The sequence below is a fragment of the Pseudarthrobacter sp. Y6 genome, from assembly GCF_050156205.1.
In the GTDB taxonomy this organism is placed as follows: Bacteria; Actinomycetota; Actinomycetes; order Actinomycetales; family Micrococcaceae; genus Arthrobacter.
Genome location: NZ_CP189574.1, coordinates 2,772,855 through 2,793,930, shown reverse-complemented (window position 1 = coordinate 2,793,930; position 21,076 = coordinate 2,772,855). Strand labels below are relative to the sequence as shown.

Genomic DNA, 21,076 nt, shown 5'->3' with positions numbered 1-21,076 from the left:
GCGGGCATGATCGACTAGTACCACCATCGGAGATTCCTTTGTCAGAGCAGAACGCATCAGCCAGCAACGCGGGGCCGGCAGGGGAACCAGCCCCCGCGCGGTTCAGGCCTACGGCAGTTGCTGCGGTCCGCCTGGACACGATCGGCGATGCGATCGGTGTGCAGGTCCCGGGCGCCTCCGCTGCCGTCAGCGTCACGGGGATTTCACTGAATTCGCGAACCGTGGAACGGGGCGACCTGTACGTGGCGCTGCCGGGTGCTTCCCGCCATGGCGCTGACTTCGTGCCGCAGGCGGTCGGCAGGGGAGCAGTGGCAGTCCTGACCGACGACGCCGGTGCACGCCTGCTCGCGTTGTCTGCGGACACCACCGTTCCCGTCCTGGTGGTGGACGGACCGCGCCACGTCGTGGGGCCGCTGTCCGCCATGATCTACCAGAGCCAGCCCTCAGCCGGGCGGACGCCGCGCTTGTATGGTGTGACGGGAACCAACGGCAAGACCACCACCACGTACTTCATCAACGCACTGCTCCGTGCGCTCGGACAGCAGACCGGCCTGATCGGAACCATCGAAATCCTGGCCGGCGGGGAGCCGGTTCCCAGCCTCCTGACCACACCTGAGTCACCGGACATCCACGGCTTGCTCGCCCTCATGCGGGAACGGGGACTGGACGCCGCGTCCATGGAAGTCTCCTCCCACGCAGTGTCCTTCCAGCGGGTTGACGGTGTGCTCTTCGACGTTGCCGGTTTCACGAACCTGACGCAGGACCATCTGGACCTGCACGGCACCATGGAGGACTACTTCGCCACGAAGGCGGAACTGTTCACACCGGGCCGTGCCCGCAGGGCTGTGGTGACGGTCGACGACGAATGGGGCCGCAGGCTTGCAGCCACGGCACGGATCCCGGTTACCACCCTCTCGATGACACCCGGCGGAGCTCCCACGGACTGGACAGTAAAGGCTACCGCAGCGCGTGGACTGGGAACCGACTTCAGCCTGCAGGGGCCCGGCGGCGTCAACCTTAACGTCCACACCGGCCTGCCGGGCACTTTCAACGTCGCCAACGCGGCGCTGGCCACGGTAATGGTCATGGCCAGCGGAGTGGACGCCGCTACGGTGCAGGCCGCCCTGGACCGCCACGATCCGTTCACCGTGGCGGTCCCGGGACGCATGCAGCTCGTCTCCGAAGAACCGGCAGCTGTAGTGGACTTCGCCCACAACACTGATGCCCTGGCACGCGCACTGGAAGCGGTCAGGTCACCGCTGCCCGGCTCCCGGGTGATCGTGGTTTTCGGAGCCACCGGGCAGCGCGACCAAGGCAAGCGGCCCGCCATGGGGGCCGTCGCCGCAAAGATGGCCGACATCGTCATCGTCACGGACGACGACCCCCACGATGAGGACCCTGCGGCCATCAGGGCAGATGTAATGGCGGGCGCGCGGTCAGCGCGCGAACAGGAATCGCCGGGGTGTGTGATCGAAGAGGTTTATCCCCGCGACGCCGCCATCCAACGGGCCGTTGAACTGGCCGGTCCGGGCGACACCATCCTGGTGGCTGGCCGCGGCCATGAGGTCTGGCAGGAAGTTAAGGGCGTCAATCTTGCACTGGACGACCGCGTGGAACTGCGGAACGCCTTGACAGCCAGGGGATTCACCGTTCTCCGAGACGACCGGATAGAGTCCTAGACCGAGATGATTGCACTTACTGCGGCGGAAATCGCCGATATCACACACGGCCGCCTGGACGCCGATCCGGGGATCACACCCCTTTCGGTGGTCACTGATTCGCGAGAGGCTGCCGCCGGGTCGTTGTACGTGGCGAAACCTGGCGAGCACGCCGACGGCCACGACTTCGTTGCTGCGGCCTTCAGCCGCGGTGCGGTGCTGGTTCTCGCTGAGCGCCCCGTGACGGGGCCGGACGGCGTTCGCTATCCGGCTGTCCTGGTCGAGGATGCCGTGCTGGCCATGGGCGCGCTGGCCGCCGAAGCGGTCCGTCGGATCCGTCTGGCCCGGTCTGCTGCAGGCGAGGCCCTGACCATCATCGGAATCACCGGTTCCGCCGGGAAGACCACCACCAAGGACCTCCTCGCCGGCATCCTTACCCAACAGGCCGCCACCGTTGCCCCTCAGGGGTCCTACAACGGAGAGGTGGGCGTGCCGCTCACTGTCTTCCGCGCCGACACCCAAACGAGGTACCTGGTGATCGAGATGGGCGCCACTGGCATCGGGCACATCCGCTACCTGGCCGACATGGTGAAGCCTGACATCGGCGTAGTCCTCGGCATAGGCACTGCCCACGCCGGGGAGTTCGGCGGCGTGGAAAACATTGCCCAGGCCAAGGGCGAGCTGTTGGAGGCCCTCGCCGGCGGCGGCACTGCCGTCCTCAACCTCGACGACGACCGCGTGGCTGCCATGCGCAGCCGCACCGGCGCCACCGTGCTGGGCTTCTCGGCCGAAGGACGCACTGACGCGACCGTTCGGGCCGTGAATCCGGACACAAACGCTGAGGGCAACCCGGAATTCGAGCTCGTCCTGCCCGGCGGCGAAACAGGCCTGCACGTCAGCAGCCGCCTCATCGGCGCCCACCACACCGGCAACCTCCTCGCCGCAGCAGCTGCCGCGCACGCGGCCGGAGTGCCCGGTCAGGACATCGCCGCATCGCTGAGCACGCAGTCAGCAGCAAGCCGTTGGCGGATGGAACGCACCGAACGTGCTGACGGCGTGACCGTCATCAACGACGCCTACAACGCCAACCCGGAGTCCATGCGGGCGGCCCTGCGCACCCTGGCCGACCTGGGCCGCGGACGGCGCACCTGGGCTGTCCTGGGCGCCATGCTGGAACTGGGACCTGATTCAATCCGTGAACACACTGTTGTGGGCACCCAGGTGGTCCGCCTGAACATTTCCCGGCTGATCGTCGTCGGCCGCGAAGCCCGGGCACTTTACGTTTCCGCCGTCCAGGAGGGTTCCTGGGGCGACGAATGCGTATTCGCCGAAACCGCCGAGGACGCCTATGCGCTCCTGAACGCCGAGCTTGAGCCCGGTGACCTGGTGCTTTTCAAGTCGTCCAACAGCGTTGGACTGCGGCACCTGGGCGATCGGATAGCATTACCCCCACAATCCACGGAACCCGCCGATGAAGGGAGCGAGCTGCTGTGATTGCACTACTGATCGGCGCAGGACTTGCCCTGCTGTTTGCCTTGGTGGGAACGCCGCTGTTTATCCGCTTACTTGTGCGCAAGAGCTACGGACAATTCATCCGTGATGACGGACCCACCTCCCACCACACCAAACGCGGTACGCCCACCATGGGCGGCACCGTGCTGGTGGGCGCGGTCCTGCTCAGCTACGGACTGACCCACCTGATTATGTGGATGATGAACCCGGATTCGGCAGGCCCGTCCGCCTCGGCCCTGATACTGCTCTTCCTTATGGTCGGCATGGGGCTGGTGGGCTTCCTGGACGACTTCATCAAGATCTCCCGCCAGCGGAGCCTCGGCCTTGACGCGAAGGCCAAGCTCATCCTCCAGGCTGCTGTGGGCATAGCCTTCGCCATCCTTGCCCTGAACTTTCCCAATGCGGGCGGCGTCACCCCCGCGTCCACGAAGATCTCCCTGGTGCGCGACGTGCCCTGGCTGGATATGGCCTTCGCCGGCACGGTGGTGGGAGCGATCCTCTTTGTTCTCTGGTCCAACCTGATCGTCACAGCCGCGACCAACGGCGTGAATCTCACGGACGGCCTGGACGGGCTGGCCGCCGGCGCATCGGTCATGGTGTTCGGTGCCTACACGCTGATGGGCATCTGGCAGAACAACCAGGCCTGCGGGTCACCGCGCGAGACCGGCAGCGGCTGCTACTCGGTCCGGGACCCCTTGGACCTGGCGCTCCTGGCGGCCATCATGAGCGCCGCCCTGGTGGGGTTCCTGTGGTGGAACACCTCACCGGCCAAGATTTTTATGGGTGACACCGGGTCGCTGGCCATCGGCGGCGCCATCGCCGGCTTCGCGATCCTGTCGCGCACGGAACTGCTGCTGGGAATCATCGGCGGCCTGTTCGTCCTGATTACCCTGTCCGTGATCATCCAGGTGGGCTACTTCAAGGCCACCGGCGGTAAGCGCGTCTTCAAGATGGCGCCGCTGCAGCACCATTTCGAACTCAAGGGCTGGGCAGAAGTCACGGTGGTGGTCCGGTTCTGGATCCTGGGCGGGCTCTTCGTGGCCGTGGGCCTGGGTGTCTTCTACGCTGAATGGGTTGTGCTCCTGTGACTGTTTCTCCCCGCCTGCAAAACCTGGTCAGTTGGGACTCTGATTGGGCGGGGCTGCGCGTTGCAGTCACCGGCATCGGAGTGTCCGGGTTCGCCGCGGCAGATACCCTCGTCGAACTCGGCGCCCGGGTGGTGGTGGTTGACGCCGCCACCAGCGCGACAGCCAAAGCGCAGGCCGACACCCTGAAGATCGTCGGCGCCGTGGACGTGCTCCTGGGCGAGGACGCCGTCAACAGGATCCCCAAGATCGATGGCAGCTTCCCCGAACTCATCGTCACCTCCCCGGGGTGGCGGCCTGACCAGGCGCTCCTGGCCGCCGCTGCACGCGCCCACATTCCGGTCTGGGGGGAAGTCGAGCTTGCCTGGCGCCTGCGCGTCCGGGCCGGGCACAGAACCGCTGACTGGCTGACCATCACCGGCACCAACGGCAAGACCACCACGGTGGGCCTGACCTCGTCGATGCTGCAGGCCGCCGGCCTGAAGGCCATCGCGGTCGGCAATGTGGGCACCCCCATCCTGGACGCCCTCCGCGACCCGGTGGAGTACGACGTCTTCGCGGTTGAACTTTCCAGCTTCCAGCTGCACTGGGCTGAATCGCTGTCGCCGGTGGCCAGTGTCTGCCTGAACGTGGCTGAGGACCACGTTGACTGGCATGGTTCCTACAATTCCTACCTCGCGGACAAAGCCAAGGTCTACGCGCGGACCCAGAAAGCGTGCATCTTCAACGCGGAGCAGATCGAGACCGAACGGATGGTTGAAGACGCCGACGTCGTGGAGGGCTGCCGCGCCGTCGGCTTCACCACGCTCACCCCGGCCATCAGCATGCTGGGCGTGGTGGAGGGACTGCTGGTGGACCGTGCGTTTATCGAGGAACGCAAGGACAGCGCCGCCGAGCTGGCCTCGATGACGGACCTGGGGCAGTTTGCGCCCAGGCACATGGTGGCCAATGCCCTTGCGGCTGCTGCCCTGGTCCGGGCCTACGGTGTGGATGCGAAGGCGGTGCGCCAGGGAATCCAGGACTATGTGCCCGGAAACCATCGCATCCAGCCGGTCGCCAGGGAAAACGGCGTGCTCTGGGTCAACGATTCCAAGGCCACCAACCCGCACGCTGCCGCAGCGTCACTTGCCACCTTTGAGAATGTCATCTGGATCGCGGGCGGCCTGTCCAAGGGCGTCAGCTACGACCACCTGGTCCGGGACCACGCTGCCCGGCTCAAGGCTGTGGTGCTCATCGGTACGGACACCGCCGCGCTTGCGGACGCCTTGCAGCGACACGCGCCGGATGTCCCCGTGATCACGACGCCGGCGGGCGACACTGAAAATATGCAGACTGCCGTAACGGGCGGAGCCACTACGGGCAGCTCGCCGGATTCCGGAGCGGCCGTGATGTCCCGGGCCGTTGCGTCAGCGGCGCAGCTGGCGGCATCAGGCGACACTGTGCTGATGGCCCCGGCAGCTGCTTCCATGGATCAGTTCTCTTCCTATGCTCACCGCGGCGACGCCTTTATTGAAGCTGTCCGCGAGCTGGTGGAAGGGCAGGCCCAGACCGGCGAGGAGTAACAATGGTCAGCACGCCCACCCGGTCGCCGGCCTCACGGCCGCGCGCCGGGAAACCCGCTTCGCCCGCAACGTCCACCATCACCCTGCCGGACCGGATCAGGGGCTGGTACCAGGCCTTCTGGTCCACGCTGGAAGGAACCGGCACTTCCAAGAACGGCTCAACGTATTACCTGATCCTTGGTTCCACGCTGGCACTTACCGCCATCGGCATCATGATGGTGCTGTCGGCCTCCAGCGTCGAATCCATCGCTGCGGGAAAGTCACCCTACGGGGACGCCCTGAAGCAGGGAATGTTCGCCGCCATCGGCATCTTCACCATGTTTGTCCTCTCGCGCATCAACGTGGTCTGGCTGAAGCGCCTGGCCTGGCCGGGGCTGGGCGGGGCCCTTGTCCTCCTTGTCCTGGTGCAGCTGATCGGTGACGAAGTCAATGGCAACAAGAACTGGATCGACCTGGGCGGCATCACCTTCCAGCCGTCCGAGGCGTCCAAGCTGGCGCTGGCGCTGTGGATGGCCACCGTCCTGGCCAGGAAAGGGAAGCTGCTGCGGCGCTGGTCCCACGTGCTGATCCCGGCCGTGCCGCTGGCGGGCGCGGTAATCGGCCTGGTCCTGTTGGGAAATGACCTGGGCACGGCCATGATCATCATGATGATCACTGCTGCCGCCCTCTTCTTCGCCGGGGTACCGCTGTACCTGTTCGGGTTCGCCGCCCTGGTGGCCGCAGCCGGTACAGCCGTCATGGCCATCACCAGCTCAAACCGCATGTGCCGCATCACCTCGTGGTGGACGGGCCAGTCCTGTGCCGACGGCATTGACGCCAACTACCAGGCCACCAATGGGCTCTACGGGCTTGCGTCCGGGGGCTGGTTCGGCGTCGGACTCGGCCAAAGCCGGCAGAAGTACAGCTGGATCCCGGAAGCCCACAACGACTTCATTTTCGCCATCATCGGCGAGGAACTCGGCCTGGTGGGCACCGTCGTCGTGCTTGTCCTTTTTGCCATCCTTGGCGCCGCCATCTACCGCGTGGTGGTGGCGCAGGAGGATATGTTCCACCGGGTGCTGGCCGGCACCATCATGGTGTGGCTGCTGGGACAGGCCACGGTCAACATGGCCGTAGTGACAGGGCTGATGCCTGTGATCGGAGTGCCGCTCCCGTTCATTTCCTACGGCGGTTCGGCATTGCTGATGTCGCTCTGCGCCGTGGGGGTGGTGCTGTCGCTCGCCCGCGAACAGATGGCGCCTGCCCTCCGGCCGAAGAAACTGCTGAAATTCGGCGCAAGGAAGGCCGCCGGATCCACAGGCCGTAAAACTGCTGGCCGCAAAACCGCCAGCCCCAAAACAACCGCAAGAAAGCGTACGTAGCACCAGATGACTTCCCAGAATCTGTCCATTGTCCTGGCGGGCGGCGGAACCGCCGGCCATATCAGCCCTCTGCTGGCCATCGCGGCCGCCCTGCGTGCGGCCGCGCCCGGTGCCAGGCTGCTCGCTGTGGGCACGCCCGCCGGCATGGAAACGCGGCTGGTGCCCGCCGCCGGCCTGGAACTGGCCACCATCGACCGGGTGCCCTTTCCGCGGAAACCTTCCGCTGACCTGCTCAGGCTGCCCGCACGGCTGGCCGGGGCGGTCAGGCAGTCCGGACGCATCCTCGACGAAGCCTCGGCCGACGTCCTGGTGGGCGTCGGCGGCTACGTCTGCACACCGCTGTACCTCGCCGCACGGCGCCGGGGAATCCCCATCGTGATCCATGAGGCCAATACCAGGCCTGGCCTGGCCAACCGGGTGGGATCGTTCCTGACCCGTTACGTGGCCACCGCCTTCGACACCACGCGCCTGCGTCACGCCCGCCATGTCGGCATGCCCATGCGGACCGAAATCTCCGGACTGGACCGGGACACTGCCCGTGCCGCCGCGCGCGAAGCCCTGGGCCTGGATCCCACCATGCCAACGCTGATTGTGACCGGCGGTTCCTCCGGGGCCCAGAGCATCAACCGCGCGGTCGCCGCCGCCGTCCAGGACCTTGGCGCGGCGGGAATCCAGACGCTCCACATCACCGGCCTCGGCAAGACTGTTTTGGGGCCCGACGGCGGACCGCTCGCCGCGCCGGGCTACCGGCAGGTCGAGTACGTGGACGGCATGGAGCGGGTGTACGCCGCCGCGGACGTGCTGCTGGCGCGGTCCGGCGCAGCCACGGTCTGCGAAGTGGCCGCCGTGGGATTGCCCGCAGTGTTTGTCCCGCTGCCCATCGGCAACGGCGAGCAGGCGCTCAACGCGGCGGGCCTCGTGAACGCCGGCGGAGCACTCCTGGTCCCGGATAAGGACTTCACCGCGCAGTGGGTGGCGAGCCAGCTCATCCCCCTGGCAACCGACCCCGGCCGCCTGGCCACCATGGCCGCCAACTCGCGACGCCTTGGCATCAGAAACGCCGATCAGCGCATGGCTGATCTTGTCCTGGAAGCGGTATCCGCATGATCCCCGCAAGCATCCGCAGCCAGGAGTCCCTGGGCCGCGTCCATTTCATCGGCATCGGCGGGGTGGGAATGTCCGCCGTGGCCCGCATCATGGTGGCCCGCGGCGTCGCCGTCAGCGGGTCGGATGCCAAGGACCTTCCGGTGATGGCGGAGCTGTCTGCCGCCGGCGCGAGGATCGCCGTGGGCTACGCCGCATCCAACCTGGGCGATGCCCAGACCGTGGTGGCCGGCTCCGCGATCCGTGCGGACAACGCCGAACTGGTGGCCGCGCGTGCGGCCGGCCTGCCCGTGCTGCACCGCTCGGAGGCACTGGCGGCCACCATGGGCGACGACCTCGTGGTGACCGTGGCAGGCACCCACGGCAAGTCCACCACCACATCCATGATCACCGTCCTGCTCCAGGGCGCCGGGATGGATCCGTCGTTTGCCATCGGTGCCAACGTGCCGGCGCTCGGCGTCAATGCCGCGCACGGCACGGCAGGGGTGTTTGTGGCCGAGGCGGACGAATCCGACGGGTCGTTCCTGAACTACCGGCCAAAGATTGCCGTGGTCACCAACGTGGAACCCGATCACCTGGACCACTACGGCACCGCCGAGGCCGTCTACGAGTCCTTCGACCGCTTTACGGCGCTGCTTCCGGCCGACGGCGTCCTGATTGCCTGCGCTGATGACGCCGGCGCCGCAGCCCTCGCAGAGCGCACGCTCGCGCGCGGCAACACCCGGGTGGTGTTGTACGGCACCTCGGACGGGTCGGACCTGGTACTGCACGACGGCGGCCCGGGGGACGTGGCGGTCTCCTCACCTGCCGGACGGTTCGCCTTGGACCTGCAGGTCCCGGGCCGGCACAACGCGCTGAACGCCGCCGCCGCCGTCGCCGTCGCGCTGGAGCTGGGGGTCGACGCCGAAAGTGCCGCGCGTGCCCTGGCGCACTTCTCGGGCGCTTCCCGGCGCTTTGAATTGAAAGGCGAGGCGCGCGGCGTGCGCGTCTATGACGACTACGCCCACCACCCCACGGAGGTACGGGCCGCCCTGACGGCTGCGCGGTCCGTGGCGGGCGGGCACCGCGTCCATGTCCTGTTCCAGCCGCACCTCTTCTCCCGCACCAGGGAGTTTGCCAAGGAGTTCGCAGCAGCGCTGAACCTTGCAGACACCGCCCTCGTACTGGACATCTACCCCGCGCGCGAAGACCCCATCCCAGGGGTCAGCAGCCAGCTCATCGCCGAGCACCTGGCTCCCGGCGGACGCCTGGTGGAGTCGGGCGGGGCAGTGGCTGCCCTCACGGACGCCGCCCGGCCCGGCGACATCATCCTGACCGTCGGGGCAGGGGATGTCACGGCCTTCGGACCGCAGATCGTGCAGGCTCTCGATGGGTAGTCCGCGCCGGCCCACGTACGCCTCACCGGGCAGGCGGCAGCCAGCCGCGCCGGCGCAACCGGAGGTCATCTCCGCCTCCAAGAGCGCCCCGGAAACGGATACCCCGCCTTTGCCGGGGCGAAAAAAAGCCAAGGACGCCGACCGCAAGCGGACGGCGGACAAGGCACCAGCAAGCACTGACAATGTGCTGGCCTTCCCGGAGCCCCCCGGAAAGCGCCGCAAACGGAACTTCCTGGTGGCCCTCGGCACTGTCCTGGCTCTGGTCTGTGCGTTGCTGGCCGCCGCAATCTTTTCGCCGGTCCTCGCCGTTGGCACCGTATGGGTGTCCGGGACGCGGCTCGTCACCCCGGAACAGGTCCAGGCCGCACTGGAACCCCTGAAGGGCAAACCCCTGCCCCAGATCAGCGATGAGGAAGTCAGCCGCCTCCTGGCACCCCTCGTCCAGATCAAGTCCGTCTCAACCCAGGCACGGCCGCCGTCCGGGTTAGTGGTCCAGGTGCTGGAGCGGGTTCCCGTGGCCCTGGTCAAGCAGGGGGAGCAGTACCAGTTGGTGGATGTGGACGGTGTGGTGCTGGCCAGCCCTGCGGACCCGGCGGCGATTGCCCTGCCCGTGATCGACGGCGGCGCCGGAACCATCGGCAAGGACCTCTTCCAGGCCACCGCAGCGGTCCTCGGTGCGCTCCCGCTGGACGTGCTGTCGAAGCTGTCCAACGCGTCCGCCCAGTCTGTGGACGCCGTGGAGCTCAAATTGGTGGATGGTCAGACCATCATTTGGGGGAACGCGGGGGAGAAGGAGCTCAAGGCCAAGGTGCTTGAAGCCCTGCTGAAGGTTCCCGCGGACCCGAAGAACCCCGTCCGTGTGTACGATGTGAGCGCGCCCCGGCATCCGGTGACACGCTGAACGCTTTATTTACCCGGTATTCCCGCGACACGCGGCTCCGGTTATTGAATGTCTGAACCATAGGAAATAGCGTTCCAGACATGAGTTACTTGACATAACTATAACCTTCAACTTGAAGGTTAAGGTTCGAAGTTTCAAGCCCGACTCCACAGTTTTCGCAATAGGACACGAACAAGGGACACGTAACGTGGCAGCTCCGCAGAATTACTTGGCCGTCATCAAGGTCGTCGGCATCGGCGGCGGTGGCGTGAACGCAGTCAACCGCATGATCGAGGTCGGTCTTCGCGGCGTCGAATTTATCGCGGTAAACACCGATGCGCAGGCGTTGTTGATGAGCGATGCAGACGTCAAACTCGACATCGGGCGTGAGCTGACGCGCGGCCTGGGAGCCGGTGCGAACCCTGAGGTGGGCAAGCAGGCTGCGGAGGACCACGCCGAGGAAATCGAAGAGGTCATCCGCGGCGCGGACATGGTGTTTGTCACCGCTGGCGAAGGTGGCGGAACGGGTACCGGTGGCGCCCCCGTGGTGGCACGCATCGCCCGGTCGCTTGGTGCCCTGACCATCGGTGTGGTGACCCGTCCGTTCACGTTTGAGGGCCGCCGTCGTGCGGGTTCTGCAGAGGCGGGCATCGACGCCCTTCGCGATGAGGTGGACACGCTGATCGTGATCCCGAACGACAGGCTTCTGTCCATCAGCGACCGCAACGTCTCCGTCCTGGACGCTTTCCGTTCCGCTGACCAGGTCCTGCTGTCCGGTGTCCAGGGCATCACGGACCTCATCACCACCCCCGGCCTGATCAACCTCGACTTCGCGGACGTCAAGTCCGTGATGCAGGGCGCGGGCTCCGCGCTGATGGGCATCGGCTCCGCGCGCGGTGAAGACCGTGCGGTGAAGGCTGCTGAGCTCGCCATTGCATCGCCGCTGCTGGAAGCCTCCATCGACGGCGCCCATGGTGTCCTGCTCTCCATCCAGGGCGGTTCCGATCTTGGCCTGTTCGAAATCAATGAAGCTGCCCGCCTGGTCCAGGAAGTGGCCCACCCCGAAGCCAACATCATCTTCGGTGCCGTGATCGACGACGCACTCGGTGACGAGGCCCGTGTCACGGTCATTGCCGCCGGTTTCGACGACGTCAAGGCCACCTCGCCCTCCATGGACCAGTCGCAGCCGCAGGTTGCACCGCAGCGGCCCGCCGCGGCGCCTGCACCGGCTCAGGCCCCCACCTCGGGTGGCAGCCACCAGCACAACGTCCAGCCGGTCCATGCCGGAGTCGGGGCGTCAGGCCTGAGCAACTGGGGCCAGCAGCGCCCGTCGGCGGTACCCGCCGATTCAGGTTTCGACGTCGACCTGCCCTCAGTAGTGGAGCCGGACCTCTCGGGGAACCGAGCCGATGACCTGGATGTCCCCGACTTCCTGAAGTAGGGCCCGGGTTGTTCTATTGGCGGGCTGAAGTCTGTCCTGGCGTGAGTGTTGCGTTCACAGACGCCCAGGCCGGCAATCTCGCCCTGCACGTCGGGGACAACGCCGTTGACGTTCTCCAGCGCCGCGAGGCGTTGGAGAACGCTGCCGGCATGGCCCGTGGTTCCCTCCGGTTCATGCAGCAGGTCCACGGCACTGCCGTGGAAATGATGGAGCCGGCCACACCTGCCCCGACAGCCGATGCCATGGTGTCGCGGGGGCTGCCGCTTGCGGTGATGGTGGCCGACTGCATCCCTGCGGTGCTCGTGGGGGAGGGACCAGGCGGTCCGGTCCTCGCCGCCGTGCACGCAGGCCGCCCGGGGATAGAAAATGGCATTCTCCCGGCGGCAGTGAAGCGGATGCGCTCAGCCGGGGCCACGGGCATCCGTGCATGGCTGGGCCCGTCAATCTGCGGGAACTGCTATGAGGTGCCCGCTGACCTGCGCGCTCGAGTGGCAGCGCAGGTGCCGGCGACGTGGGCTGCCACGTCCTGGGACACGCCCGCGCTGGATCTCCCGGCGGGGGCGAAGAGCCAACTTGAAGCTGCCGGCGTCGTCATTGAATATGCGGGTCCGTGCACCCTCGAGAACGAGGATCTTTTCTCTTACCGCAGGTCCAACACCACTGGGCGCTTTGCCGGACTGGTGTGGTCGCATGAATGAGGGCATGGTGGAGGATAACCCGGCGCGGATGGCTGACCTGGCGGAGCGCCTCGCCGCCGTGCGGCGGCGTATTGAAGCCGCCGTCGAAGACTCAGGCCGGGTGGGGGAATCGCCCACGCTGATTGTGGTCACCAAGTTCCATCCGGCCGCGGACATCAGGCGCCTGGCTGCGCTGGGCGTCCGCGACGTCGGCGAGAACCGGGATCAGGAAGCTTCCTCGAAGGCGGCCGAACTGGCAGGCCTCGGACTGAACTGGCACTTCGTCGGGCAGTTGCAGAGCAAAAAAGCGAAATCCGTGGCCAAGTATGCACAGGCCATCCATTCCGTGGACCGCGTGGCCCTGGTGGACGGCCTGGAGAGCGCCATCGCGGCGGAACAGGAGCGGACAGGCCGGGGAGCCCTGGAGTGCTTCATTCAGGTCAGCCTTGACGACGACGCCGGCGCCCACCGCGGCGGCGCGGCCGCGGCAGAGGTACCGCTCCTGGCTGAACGGCTGGCGGCTGCGGCAGGACTGGAACTGGCGGGCGTTATGGCTGTCGCCCCGTTGGGGACCAGTCCGGAGGCGGCGTTCGAAAAGCTGGCAGCCATCTCAGCGGCCCTGGTGGCGGAGCATCCCGGCGCAACGGCCATCTCGGCGGGCATGAGCCAGGACCTGGAAGCGGCCATCCGTTTCGGAGCGACACACCTGCGAATCGGTTCCGATATTCTCGGATCGCGTCCCGCCGTGGGGTAGCGTCGAATCCATAGGAAGTGAGTGGCGGGGGATTCAAGGCTGTCAAGTCATTGGGCGGCCCGCCTACGGACACGATTAGGAGTCGACCATGGCCGGCGCTCTGCGCAAGACAATGATCTATCTTGGGCTCGCCGATGGCGATGAACATTACGAGTCCGAGCCCACAACAACACGTAAGGACGAGGACGATTCGATGGAAGTTGACCGCGAGGAACGCCGTGCACCGGCACCGGTCCGCGATGTCAGCCGCGAGTCATCACACGCCCCCGAAGAGGAATACCGCGCACCAGTGACCCCCATCAAGCGTGCGGCCTCGAGCCGCGAAGAACCGTCCGGCCTTCGGCAGATCACCACGATCCACCCGCGGTCCTACAATGACGCCAAGCTCATCGGTGAGAGTTTCCGGGACGGCATCCCCGTCATCATGAACGTGACCGACATGGGCGAAGCTGACGCCAAGCGTCTCGTCGACTTCTCGGCCGGCCTGGTTTTCGGACTCCGGGGCAGCATCGAACGGGTCACCAGCAAGGTTTTCCTGCTGTCACCGTCGTACATTGAGGTCATTGGCGATGACAAGAAGGTCAGCGAGACCCAGGCCAGCTTCTTCAATCAAAGTTAGCCCTGAGCTTATTCCGGATGCCAGACAGGTACACCTGTCTGGCATCTGTGCTGAAATAGACGAGAAACATTGGCAGGGCACCGCGGTATCCGGAATGGACATGGAGATATGAGTTAAGTCATGGGAATTGTTTTCGGACTTCTCTATATCGCCCTTTTGCTGTTCTTTGTGGCGCTGATCATCCGGCTGGTCTTTGACTGGGTCCAGATGTTTGCCAGGGAATGGCGTCCGCGTGGTGTTGCCCTCGTGGTGGCCCACACGGTGTACTCGATCACCGATCCGCCGCTCAAGTGGCTCCGGAGGCTGATCCCGCCGTTGAGACTCGGAGGGGTGACCTTGGACCTCGGGTTTCTGGTCCTGTTCATCGCCGTCAGCATCGCGATGGCGGTCACCAGAGGATTCGCGTAATCTTCGACAAGACCTAGCGGCGCAGGCGAAGTTCTTGGAATTCGAACTCCCTCTGCGACGCGAAGAAATCTCCGGTTTGACACCCAGTGTTGAATTAGAGGAACCAGACAATATTTAGGTACCGTAGTTTTGACGGCCGGAAGGCCTACTGACTAACTAGACCAATGAGGTGACCAGATGGCTTTGACGCCAGAAGACGTTGTCAACAAGCGCTTTCAGCCGACCAAGTTCCGCGAAGGCTACGACCAGGATGAAGTTGATGACTTCCTGGACGAGATCGTCGTCGAACTCAGGCGCCTGAACCAGGAGAACGACGAGCTCCGCAAGAAGCTTGCAGAATCAGGTTCCGGCGTGCCGGCCAGCTCCGCTGCGTCCGCCCCGGTGGTCGAGAAGGTTCCCGCACCCGTCAAGGCTGACAAGGTTGAGTCTCCGGCGAAGGCCGAGGTGGAGGCGAAAGTTCCCGAGGCAGCCAAGAAGAAGGAAGCCGAGCCGGTAGCACCGGCTGCGGCCGTTCCGGCTGCTGCGCCCGCCGCATCCGCTGGAAACATGGTTTCGGCCGAGTCCGCTGCCGGACTGCTCGCCATGGCGCAGCAGATGCACGACCGTCACGTCGCCGACGGTCAGTCCCAGAAGGACAAGATCATCGCCGAGGCCCAGATCGAGGCCAGCAGCCTCGTCAACGATGCCCAGGAGAAGTCCCGCAAGATCCTCGGAGCCCTCGAGCAGCAGCGCTCCGTCCTGGAACGCAAGGTAGAGCAGCTCCGCGGCTTCGAACGCGACTACCGCTCACGCCTGAAGGCCTACATTGAAGGCCAGCTGCGCGACCTTGACGCCCGCGGTTCCGTGGCGGCGCCTGAGGTTGAAGCGAACTAGTCCCTCAAGCAAGTATTCTGAGAGCCGGTGGCTGAGGATTCCTCGGCCGCCGGCTTTTGGGATTAACATCGGTTTTACAAAATGAAAGCACCATGACTGACCACCTCGCTGCTGACGCCGCAAACCCCTCTCCTTTATCGGCCCGCCCCCGGCGGGCACTCCTGTTCTCGCTCTTCGCCGGTTTCGCGGTCTTTGCCTACGTCCTGGACCAGCTGACAAAACTGTGGGTGACGTCCTCCATGGTGGAGGGTGAACGCATCCCGGTGCTGCCGCCACTCCTGCACTGGTACTTCATCCGCAATTCCGGCGCCGCATTTTCGATCGGGGAAAATGTCACGTGGGTGTTCTCCATCATCATGGCCGGCGTCTCCGTCGCCATCCTGTTCCAAGTGCGCAAGCTGGGCTCGGCCTGGTGGTCGCTGGCACTGGGTCTGCTCCTGGGCGGGGCCCTGGGCAACCTGACGGACAGGCTCTTCCGGGAGCCCTCGTTCGGGATGGGGCACGTGGTGGATTTCATCCAGCTGCCGAATTTTGCGATCTTCAACATCGCCGATTCCGCGGTGGTCTCAGCGGTAGTCATCATCTGCATCCTGACGTTGCGGGGAATAGCCCTTGATGGCTCACGGCACGTCGCGGCGCCACGGAAAGAGGCGGCCAAGCCGAAAGACACGGACGATGTCTGAGCGTGTGGTGGTCGCCGACGAATTCGGCGGAACGCGGGCGGACGCAGGGCTCGCAAAGCTGATGGGGATTTCCCGTTCAATGGCGGCGACCCTCATTGCCGAAGGCAACGTGGTGAGCGGCGGCAAGAAACTCGGCAAGTCCGCGCGGTTGGTTGCCGGCGATGTCCTGGAAGTGACGGTGCCTGAACGACGGGACCCGCTTGAAGTGGTGGAGGAAGTTGTGGAAGGCCTGAAAATCCTGCTGGACGACGACGAATTTGTCGTTGTGGACAAGCCGGTGGGCGTTGCCGCGCATCCTTCCCCCGGCTGGGTAGGGCCCACCGTGGTCGGCGGTCTCGCCGGGGCCGGATTCCGCATCTCGACGTCGGGTTCCCCTGAGCGGGTGGGGATCGTGCACCGGCTCGACGTCGGCACGTCCGGGGTAATGGTGGTGGCCAAGACGGAGCGCGCCTATACGGTCCTGAAGCGGGCCTTCAAGGAGCGCACTGTGGAGAAGGTGTACCACGCGGTCGTCCAGGGGCTCCCGGACCCCCTGGAGGGCACCATCGACGCACCAATCGGGCGCCACCCCGGACATGACTGGCGCTTTGCCGTGATCGAAGACGGCCGGCCGTCGATCACGCACTATGAGGTTTTGGAGGCTTTTGGCAAGGCCACTCTGGTGGAGGTGCACCTTGAGACAGGGCGCACACACCAGATCCGTGTCCACTTTTCAGCGTTGCGGCACCCGTGCGCCGGAGATCTTACTTACGGGGCGGATCCTCGGCTCGCCGCCACCCTCGGCCTGACCCGGCAATGGCTCCATGCCCGGCAGCTCGGCTTCGACCACCCGGCAACGGGGGAGCGTGTGACGGTCACCAGCGAATACCCGCAGGACCTGGCCTTTGCCCTGGAAGTCCTGGAGTCGGGGGAGGCGTAGCGGCTGGGTCGATGGGCCGTTGGGGGTCCGCCAGCGCTTAGAATGGTGCGGTGACTTCCAGCAATGCCTCGTTCGTCCATCTCCATAACCACACCGAATACTCCATGTTGGACGGCGCAGCCCGCCTGGGTGAGCTCTTCAACGAGACTGAACGCCTCGGTATGCCGGCCCTGGCCACCACCGACCACGGGTACCTGTTCGGGGCTTTCGATTTCTGGAAGCGCGCCACGGACCAGGGGATCAAGCCGATTATCGGCGTCGAAGCCTACGTCACCCCCGGCACCGCGCGGACGGACAAAAGCCGTGTCCGCTGGGGCGAGGAACACCAGCGCAAGGACGACATCTCCGGTGGTGGCTCCTACACCCACATGACGCTGTTGAGCTATAACAACGTCGGCATGCGCAACCTCTTCCGGGCCTCGTCCATTGGCTCGCTGGACGCAGTTTTCGGCAAGTGGCCGCGTTTGGACCGTGAGCTGCTGAACACATACTCCGAAGGCCTGATCGCCACCACTGGCTGCCCCTCGGGGGAAGTGCAGACGCGGCTGCGGCTGGGCCAGTACCGCGAGGCCATGGAAGCCGCCTCGGAGTTCCGTGACATTTTCGGTGCGGAGAACTATTTCTGCGAACTGATGGACCATGGCCTGGACATCGAGCGCCGGGTCACAGGGGACCTGCTGCGGCTGGCCAAGGATCTGAATCTGCCGTTGGTGGCCACCAACGACCTGCACTACACGCACGAACACGACGCCAAGGCACACGAGGCCCTGCTGGCCATCCAGTCAGGGTCCACATTGCTGGAGCCAACGTATGACAACGGCGGTTCCCGCTTCGCATTCTCCGGCAGCGGCTATTACCTCAAGTCCCCGCAGGAGATGCGGGAGCTGTTCAGGGACCACCCGGATGCTTGCGACAACACCCTGCTGATCGCCGAGCGCTGCGAAGTCTCGTTCAACACCGGCGCAAACTATATGCCGCGGTTCCCCTGCCCGCCGGGTGAGGACGAGACATCCTGGCTGGTCAAGGAAGTTGCCACCGGACTGGAATACCGGTACCCGGGCGGTGTCCCGGACAAAGTCCGCACCCAGGCTGACTACGAGCTCGAAGTCATCACCTCCATGGGGTTCCCTGGATACTTCCTGGTGGTGGCCGACTTCATCAACTGGGCGAAGAAAAACGGCATCCGCGTCGGTCCGGGCCGTGGCTCCGGAGCCGGCTCCATGGTGGCGTACGCCATGCGCATCACGGACCTTGATCCGCTCCTGCACGGCCTGATCTTCGAGCGGTTCCTCAACCCGGACCGTGTGTCCATGCCTGACTTCGACGTTGACTTCGATGACCGGCGCCGGTCTGAGGTCATCGACTATGTGACCCGGAAATACGGCGACGAGCGCGTGGCCATGATTGTCACGTACGGCACCATCAAGACCAAGCAGGCGCTAAAGGACTCTTCCCGTGTTCTGGGTTACCCGTTCAGCATGGGGGAGCAGCTGACCAAGGCGCTCCCGCCGGCTGTGATGGCCAAGGACATCCCGCTCGCCGACATCCAGAACAAGGACTCAAAGCGCTACAGCGAGGCCGGTGACTTCCGCCAGCTGATCGCTACTGATCCCGAGGCCGCCAAGGTCTTCGAGACAGCTCTCGGCATTGAGGGGCTGAAGCGCCAGTGGGGCGTGCACGCCGCCGGTGTCATCATGTCCTCGGACCCCATCATCGACGTCATCCCGGTCATGCGGCGCATCCAGGACGGCCAGGTGATCACGCAGTTCGACTACCCCACCTGCGAGGGCCTGGGCCTGATCAAGATGGACTTCCTCGGCCTGCGGAACCTGACGATCATTTCCGACGCCTTGGAGAACATCAAGCTCAACTGCGGCCTGGACCTGGACCTGGACAGCCTGGCCCTTGATGACGTGGCCTCGTATGAACTGCTGGCCCGGGGCGACACCCTGGGCGTGTTCCAGCTTGATGGCGGGCCCATGCGCTCCCTGCTGAAGCTGATGAAGCCTGACAACTTCGAAGACATCTCCGCCGTGCTCGCGCTCTACCGGCCCGGTCCGATGGGCGCCAACGCGCACACCGATTATGCGCTGCGCAAAAACGGGATCCAGGAAGTCATTCCGATCCACCCCGAACTCAAGGAACCTCTTGCTGATATCCTCGGCGGGACTTACGGCCTGATCGTCTATCAGGAGCAGGTGATGGCCGTGGCCCAGAAACTCGCCGGCTATTCCCTCGGGCAGGCAGACATCCTGCGGCGCGCCATGGGCAAAAAGAAGAAATCCGAGCTGGACAAGCAGTTCGCAGGTTTCTCCCAGGGCATGCAGGACAACGGCTATTCCATGGCCGCCGTCAAGACCCTGTGGGACATCCTGCTGCCGTTCTCCGACTATGCCTTCAACAAGGCCCACTCGGCCGCCTATGGCGTGATCTCCTACTGGACCGCCTACCTGAAGGCGCATTTTGCGCCGGAGTACATGGCTGCCCTGCTGACGTCGGTCGGTGACGACAAGGACAAATCGGCAATCTACCTCAACGAATGCCGGCGCATGGGAATCACCGTGCTGCCGCCGGATGTGAACGAATCCGCGCTGAACTTCACCCCGGTAGGCACCGACATCCGCTTCGGCATGGGCGCCATCCGCAACGTAGGCGTCAACGCCGTCGAAGCCATGGTGGCCGCGCGCGAAAAAGAAGGCGCCTACACGTCCTTCAAGGACTACCTCATGAAGGTCCCCGCGGTGGTCTGCAACAAGCGGACCATTGAATCCCTGATCAAGGCCGGAGCCTTCGATTCCCTCAACCACCACCGGCGCGCGCTGGCGATGATCCATGAAGAGGCCATCGACTCCGTCATCACCCTCAAACGAAACGAGGCGATCGGCCAGTTCGATCTCTTCGCCGGTTTCGAGGAGGCAGAATCCGAAGCGTCGCTGAGCATTGAGATCCCCGACCTGCCGGAATGGGAGAAGAAGGACAAGCTCTCGTTTGAGCGCGACATGCTCGGCCTGTATGTTTCAGACCACCCGCTGCAGGGCCTGGAAGGACTCCTCAGCCAGCACGCGGACCAGTCCATCACCTCGATCATCGGCGAAGACGGGCCGCACGACGGCGCCATCATCACCATCTCCGGCATGATCACCTCGCTCAGCCGCAGGATCGCCAAGGCGAGCGGCAACGCCTATGCCCGTGCCGAAATCGAAGACCTCGGCGGTTCCATGGAGGTGATGTTCTTCGGCCAGGTCTACGGCCCCATCGCTTCGGTCCTTGCCGAGGACCTGATCGTGGTGGTCAAGGGCCGCCTGCAGCGGCGGGACGACGGTGCCGTGACGCTGAACTGTATGGAACTGTCCGTTCCGGATCTCAGTGAAGGAACCAACGGCCCCGTGCTCATTTCGATGCCTACCCACAAGGCCACCGAGGCTGTTGTCACCGAACTGGGCGATGTACTTCGGAACCATCGGGGGAACTCGGAAGTCCGGCTGCACCTGCAGGGGGACACCCGGACGGAAGTCATGGGGCTGCCCGTCCATCTCAGGGTCAACCCCAGTCCGTCATTGTTCGGCGACCTGAAGGTGCTCCTGGGCCCAACCTGCCTGGATAACTAGGTTCCGATAGTTAGATTTCGTAGTCCAGCGGGACCGACTGGCCGTAGCCGCCGGAGTGGTACAGGAGCGGCGAACCGTCGTCGCCCACTTCGCCGTCCACAACTTCAACTACCACCACGGCGTTGTTCTCGAAGGAGAGCCGCATCTGGATCTTGCCGATCAGCCAGCCCGCGACGTCTTTGAGGACCGGGACCTCGTGCGGGCCAAGTTCCCAGTGGTCCCCGCCGAACCTGTCCTTGGTGCGCGCGAAACGGTCGGCCAGCGCCTGGTTTTCCAGACCCAGCATGTGGACGCCGAGGTAGGTGGCGTTGGCCACCGCCGGCCAGGAACTCGAACTGCGCGCCATGTTGAAGGTGAACCGCGGCGGCTGTGCCGACAATGAGGCCACGGACGTGGCGGTAAAGCCGTAGGGCTCGCCCTGGTAGTTCACGGTGATGATGGCGACCCCGGCCGCATGCCGCCGGAACATTTCCTTGAAGGTGCCCTCGAACGGCGTCTTGTCTGTCATCGTGAAGGTTGCTCCCTGAAAAAGCAGGCTGAAATGGACTCTTCCTTA

General features: G+C 65.0%; 18 protein-coding genes. 17 read left to right on the top strand and 1 reads right to left on the bottom strand.

The window, feature by feature from the left end; translation table 11 throughout:
• Positions 1-38: 38 nt before the first annotated feature.
• From ACQCSW_RS13440 to dnaE, 17 genes are all read left to right on the top strand, one after another.
• Positions 39-1,679, top strand: coding sequence for a UDP-N-acetylmuramoyl-L-alanyl-D-glutamate--2,6-diaminopimelate ligase (locus tag ACQCSW_RS13440; RefSeq protein ID WP_426986617.1), 1,641 nt, complete (start codon positions 39-41; stop codon positions 1,677-1,679).
• Between the two features lie 6 nt (positions 1,680-1,685).
• Complete coding sequence (locus tag ACQCSW_RS13435; protein ID WP_426986615.1) at positions 1,686-3,152, top strand: UDP-N-acetylmuramoyl-tripeptide--D-alanyl-D-alanine ligase; 1,467 nt, start codon at positions 1,686-1,688, stop codon at positions 3,150-3,152.
• Complete coding sequence (gene mraY / locus ACQCSW_RS13430; RefSeq protein ID WP_426986613.1) at positions 3,149-4,258, top strand: phospho-N-acetylmuramoyl-pentapeptide-transferase; 1,110 nt, start codon at positions 3,149-3,151, stop codon at positions 4,256-4,258. Before ACQCSW_RS13435 ends, mraY begins: the two co-directional genes overlap by 4 nt.
• Positions 4,240-5,817: a UDP-N-acetylmuramoyl-L-alanine--D-glutamate ligase gene (gene murD / locus ACQCSW_RS13425; RefSeq protein WP_426986611.1), complete on the top strand. Its 1,578-nt coding sequence runs from the start codon at positions 4,240-4,242 to the stop codon at positions 5,815-5,817. Before mraY ends, murD begins: the two co-directional genes overlap by 19 nt.
• Before the next feature lie 2 nt (positions 5,818-5,819).
• Positions 5,820-7,178, top strand: coding sequence for a putative lipid II flippase FtsW (gene ftsW / locus ACQCSW_RS13420; RefSeq protein ID WP_426986609.1), 1,359 nt, complete (start codon positions 5,820-5,822; stop codon positions 7,176-7,178).
• 6 nt (positions 7,179-7,184) lie between these two features.
• Entirely contained in the window at positions 7,185-8,285 is a 1,101-nt protein-coding gene (gene murG, locus ACQCSW_RS13415) for an undecaprenyldiphospho-muramoylpentapeptide beta-N-acetylglucosaminyltransferase (protein ID WP_426986607.1), read from the top strand.
• Positions 8,282-9,658, top strand: coding sequence for a UDP-N-acetylmuramate--L-alanine ligase (murC, locus tag ACQCSW_RS13410; RefSeq protein WP_426986605.1), 1,377 nt, complete (start codon positions 8,282-8,284; stop codon positions 9,656-9,658). The genes murG and murC overlap by 4 nt, the downstream gene beginning before the upstream one ends.
• Positions 9,651-10,559, top strand: a complete 909-nt coding sequence (locus ACQCSW_RS13405) for a cell division protein FtsQ/DivIB (protein WP_426986603.1) — start codon at positions 9,651-9,653, stop codon at positions 10,557-10,559. Before murC ends, ACQCSW_RS13405 begins: the two co-directional genes overlap by 8 nt.
• A 187-nt stretch (positions 10,560-10,746) precedes the next feature.
• The gene (ftsZ, locus tag ACQCSW_RS13400; RefSeq protein ID WP_111906923.1) at positions 10,747-11,979 is read left to right on the top strand and encodes a cell division protein FtsZ; all 1,233 of its coding nucleotides are present in this window, start codon (positions 10,747-10,749) and stop codon (positions 11,977-11,979) included.
• Between the two features lie 8 nt (positions 11,980-11,987).
• A complete protein-coding gene (locus ACQCSW_RS13395; protein WP_426986601.1) occupies positions 11,988-12,677 on the top strand; it encodes a polyphenol oxidase family protein in 690 nt (229 codons plus the stop codon).
• Positions 12,670-13,410 (top strand): YggS family pyridoxal phosphate-dependent enzyme, encoded by a 741-nt coding sequence (locus ACQCSW_RS13390; RefSeq protein WP_426986599.1) that lies wholly within the window; start codon positions 12,670-12,672, stop codon positions 13,408-13,410. The genes ACQCSW_RS13395 and ACQCSW_RS13390 overlap by 8 nt, the downstream gene beginning before the upstream one ends.
• Positions 13,411-13,498: 88 nt before the next feature.
• Positions 13,499-14,029, top strand: a complete 531-nt coding sequence (locus ACQCSW_RS13385; protein ID WP_426986597.1) for a cell division protein SepF — start codon at positions 13,499-13,501, stop codon at positions 14,027-14,029.
• 120 nt (positions 14,030-14,149) lie between these two features.
• Entirely contained in the window at positions 14,150-14,437 is a 288-nt protein-coding gene (locus ACQCSW_RS13380) for a YggT family protein (protein ID WP_426986595.1), read from the top strand.
• 177 nt (positions 14,438-14,614) lie between these two features.
• The gene (locus ACQCSW_RS13375; RefSeq protein WP_426986593.1) at positions 14,615-15,310 is read left to right on the top strand and encodes a DivIVA domain-containing protein; all 696 of its coding nucleotides are present in this window, start codon (positions 14,615-14,617) and stop codon (positions 15,308-15,310) included.
• Positions 15,311-15,402: 92 nt separating this feature from the next.
• A complete protein-coding gene (lspA, locus tag ACQCSW_RS13370) occupies positions 15,403-15,993 on the top strand; it encodes a signal peptidase II (protein ID WP_426986591.1) in 591 nt (196 codons plus the stop codon).
• Positions 15,986-16,912, top strand: coding sequence for an RluA family pseudouridine synthase (locus tag ACQCSW_RS13365; protein WP_354251911.1), 927 nt, complete (start codon positions 15,986-15,988; stop codon positions 16,910-16,912). Before lspA ends, ACQCSW_RS13365 begins: the two co-directional genes overlap by 8 nt.
• A 50-nt stretch (positions 16,913-16,962) precedes the next feature.
• Positions 16,963-20,520 carry a DNA polymerase III subunit alpha gene (dnaE, locus tag ACQCSW_RS13360; RefSeq protein WP_426986589.1) on the top strand — a complete coding sequence of 1,186 codons (3,558 nt, stop codon included), beginning with the start codon at positions 16,963-16,965 and terminating at the stop codon, positions 20,518-20,520.
• Positions 20,521-20,530: 10 nt separating this feature from the next.
• On the opposite strand, the gene ACQCSW_RS13355 is transcribed toward dnaE, so the two are convergent.
• A complete protein-coding gene (locus ACQCSW_RS13355; protein WP_354251913.1) occupies positions 20,531-21,028 on the bottom strand; it encodes a flavin reductase family protein in 498 nt (165 codons plus the stop codon).
• Positions 21,029-21,076: the final 48 nt, after the last annotated feature.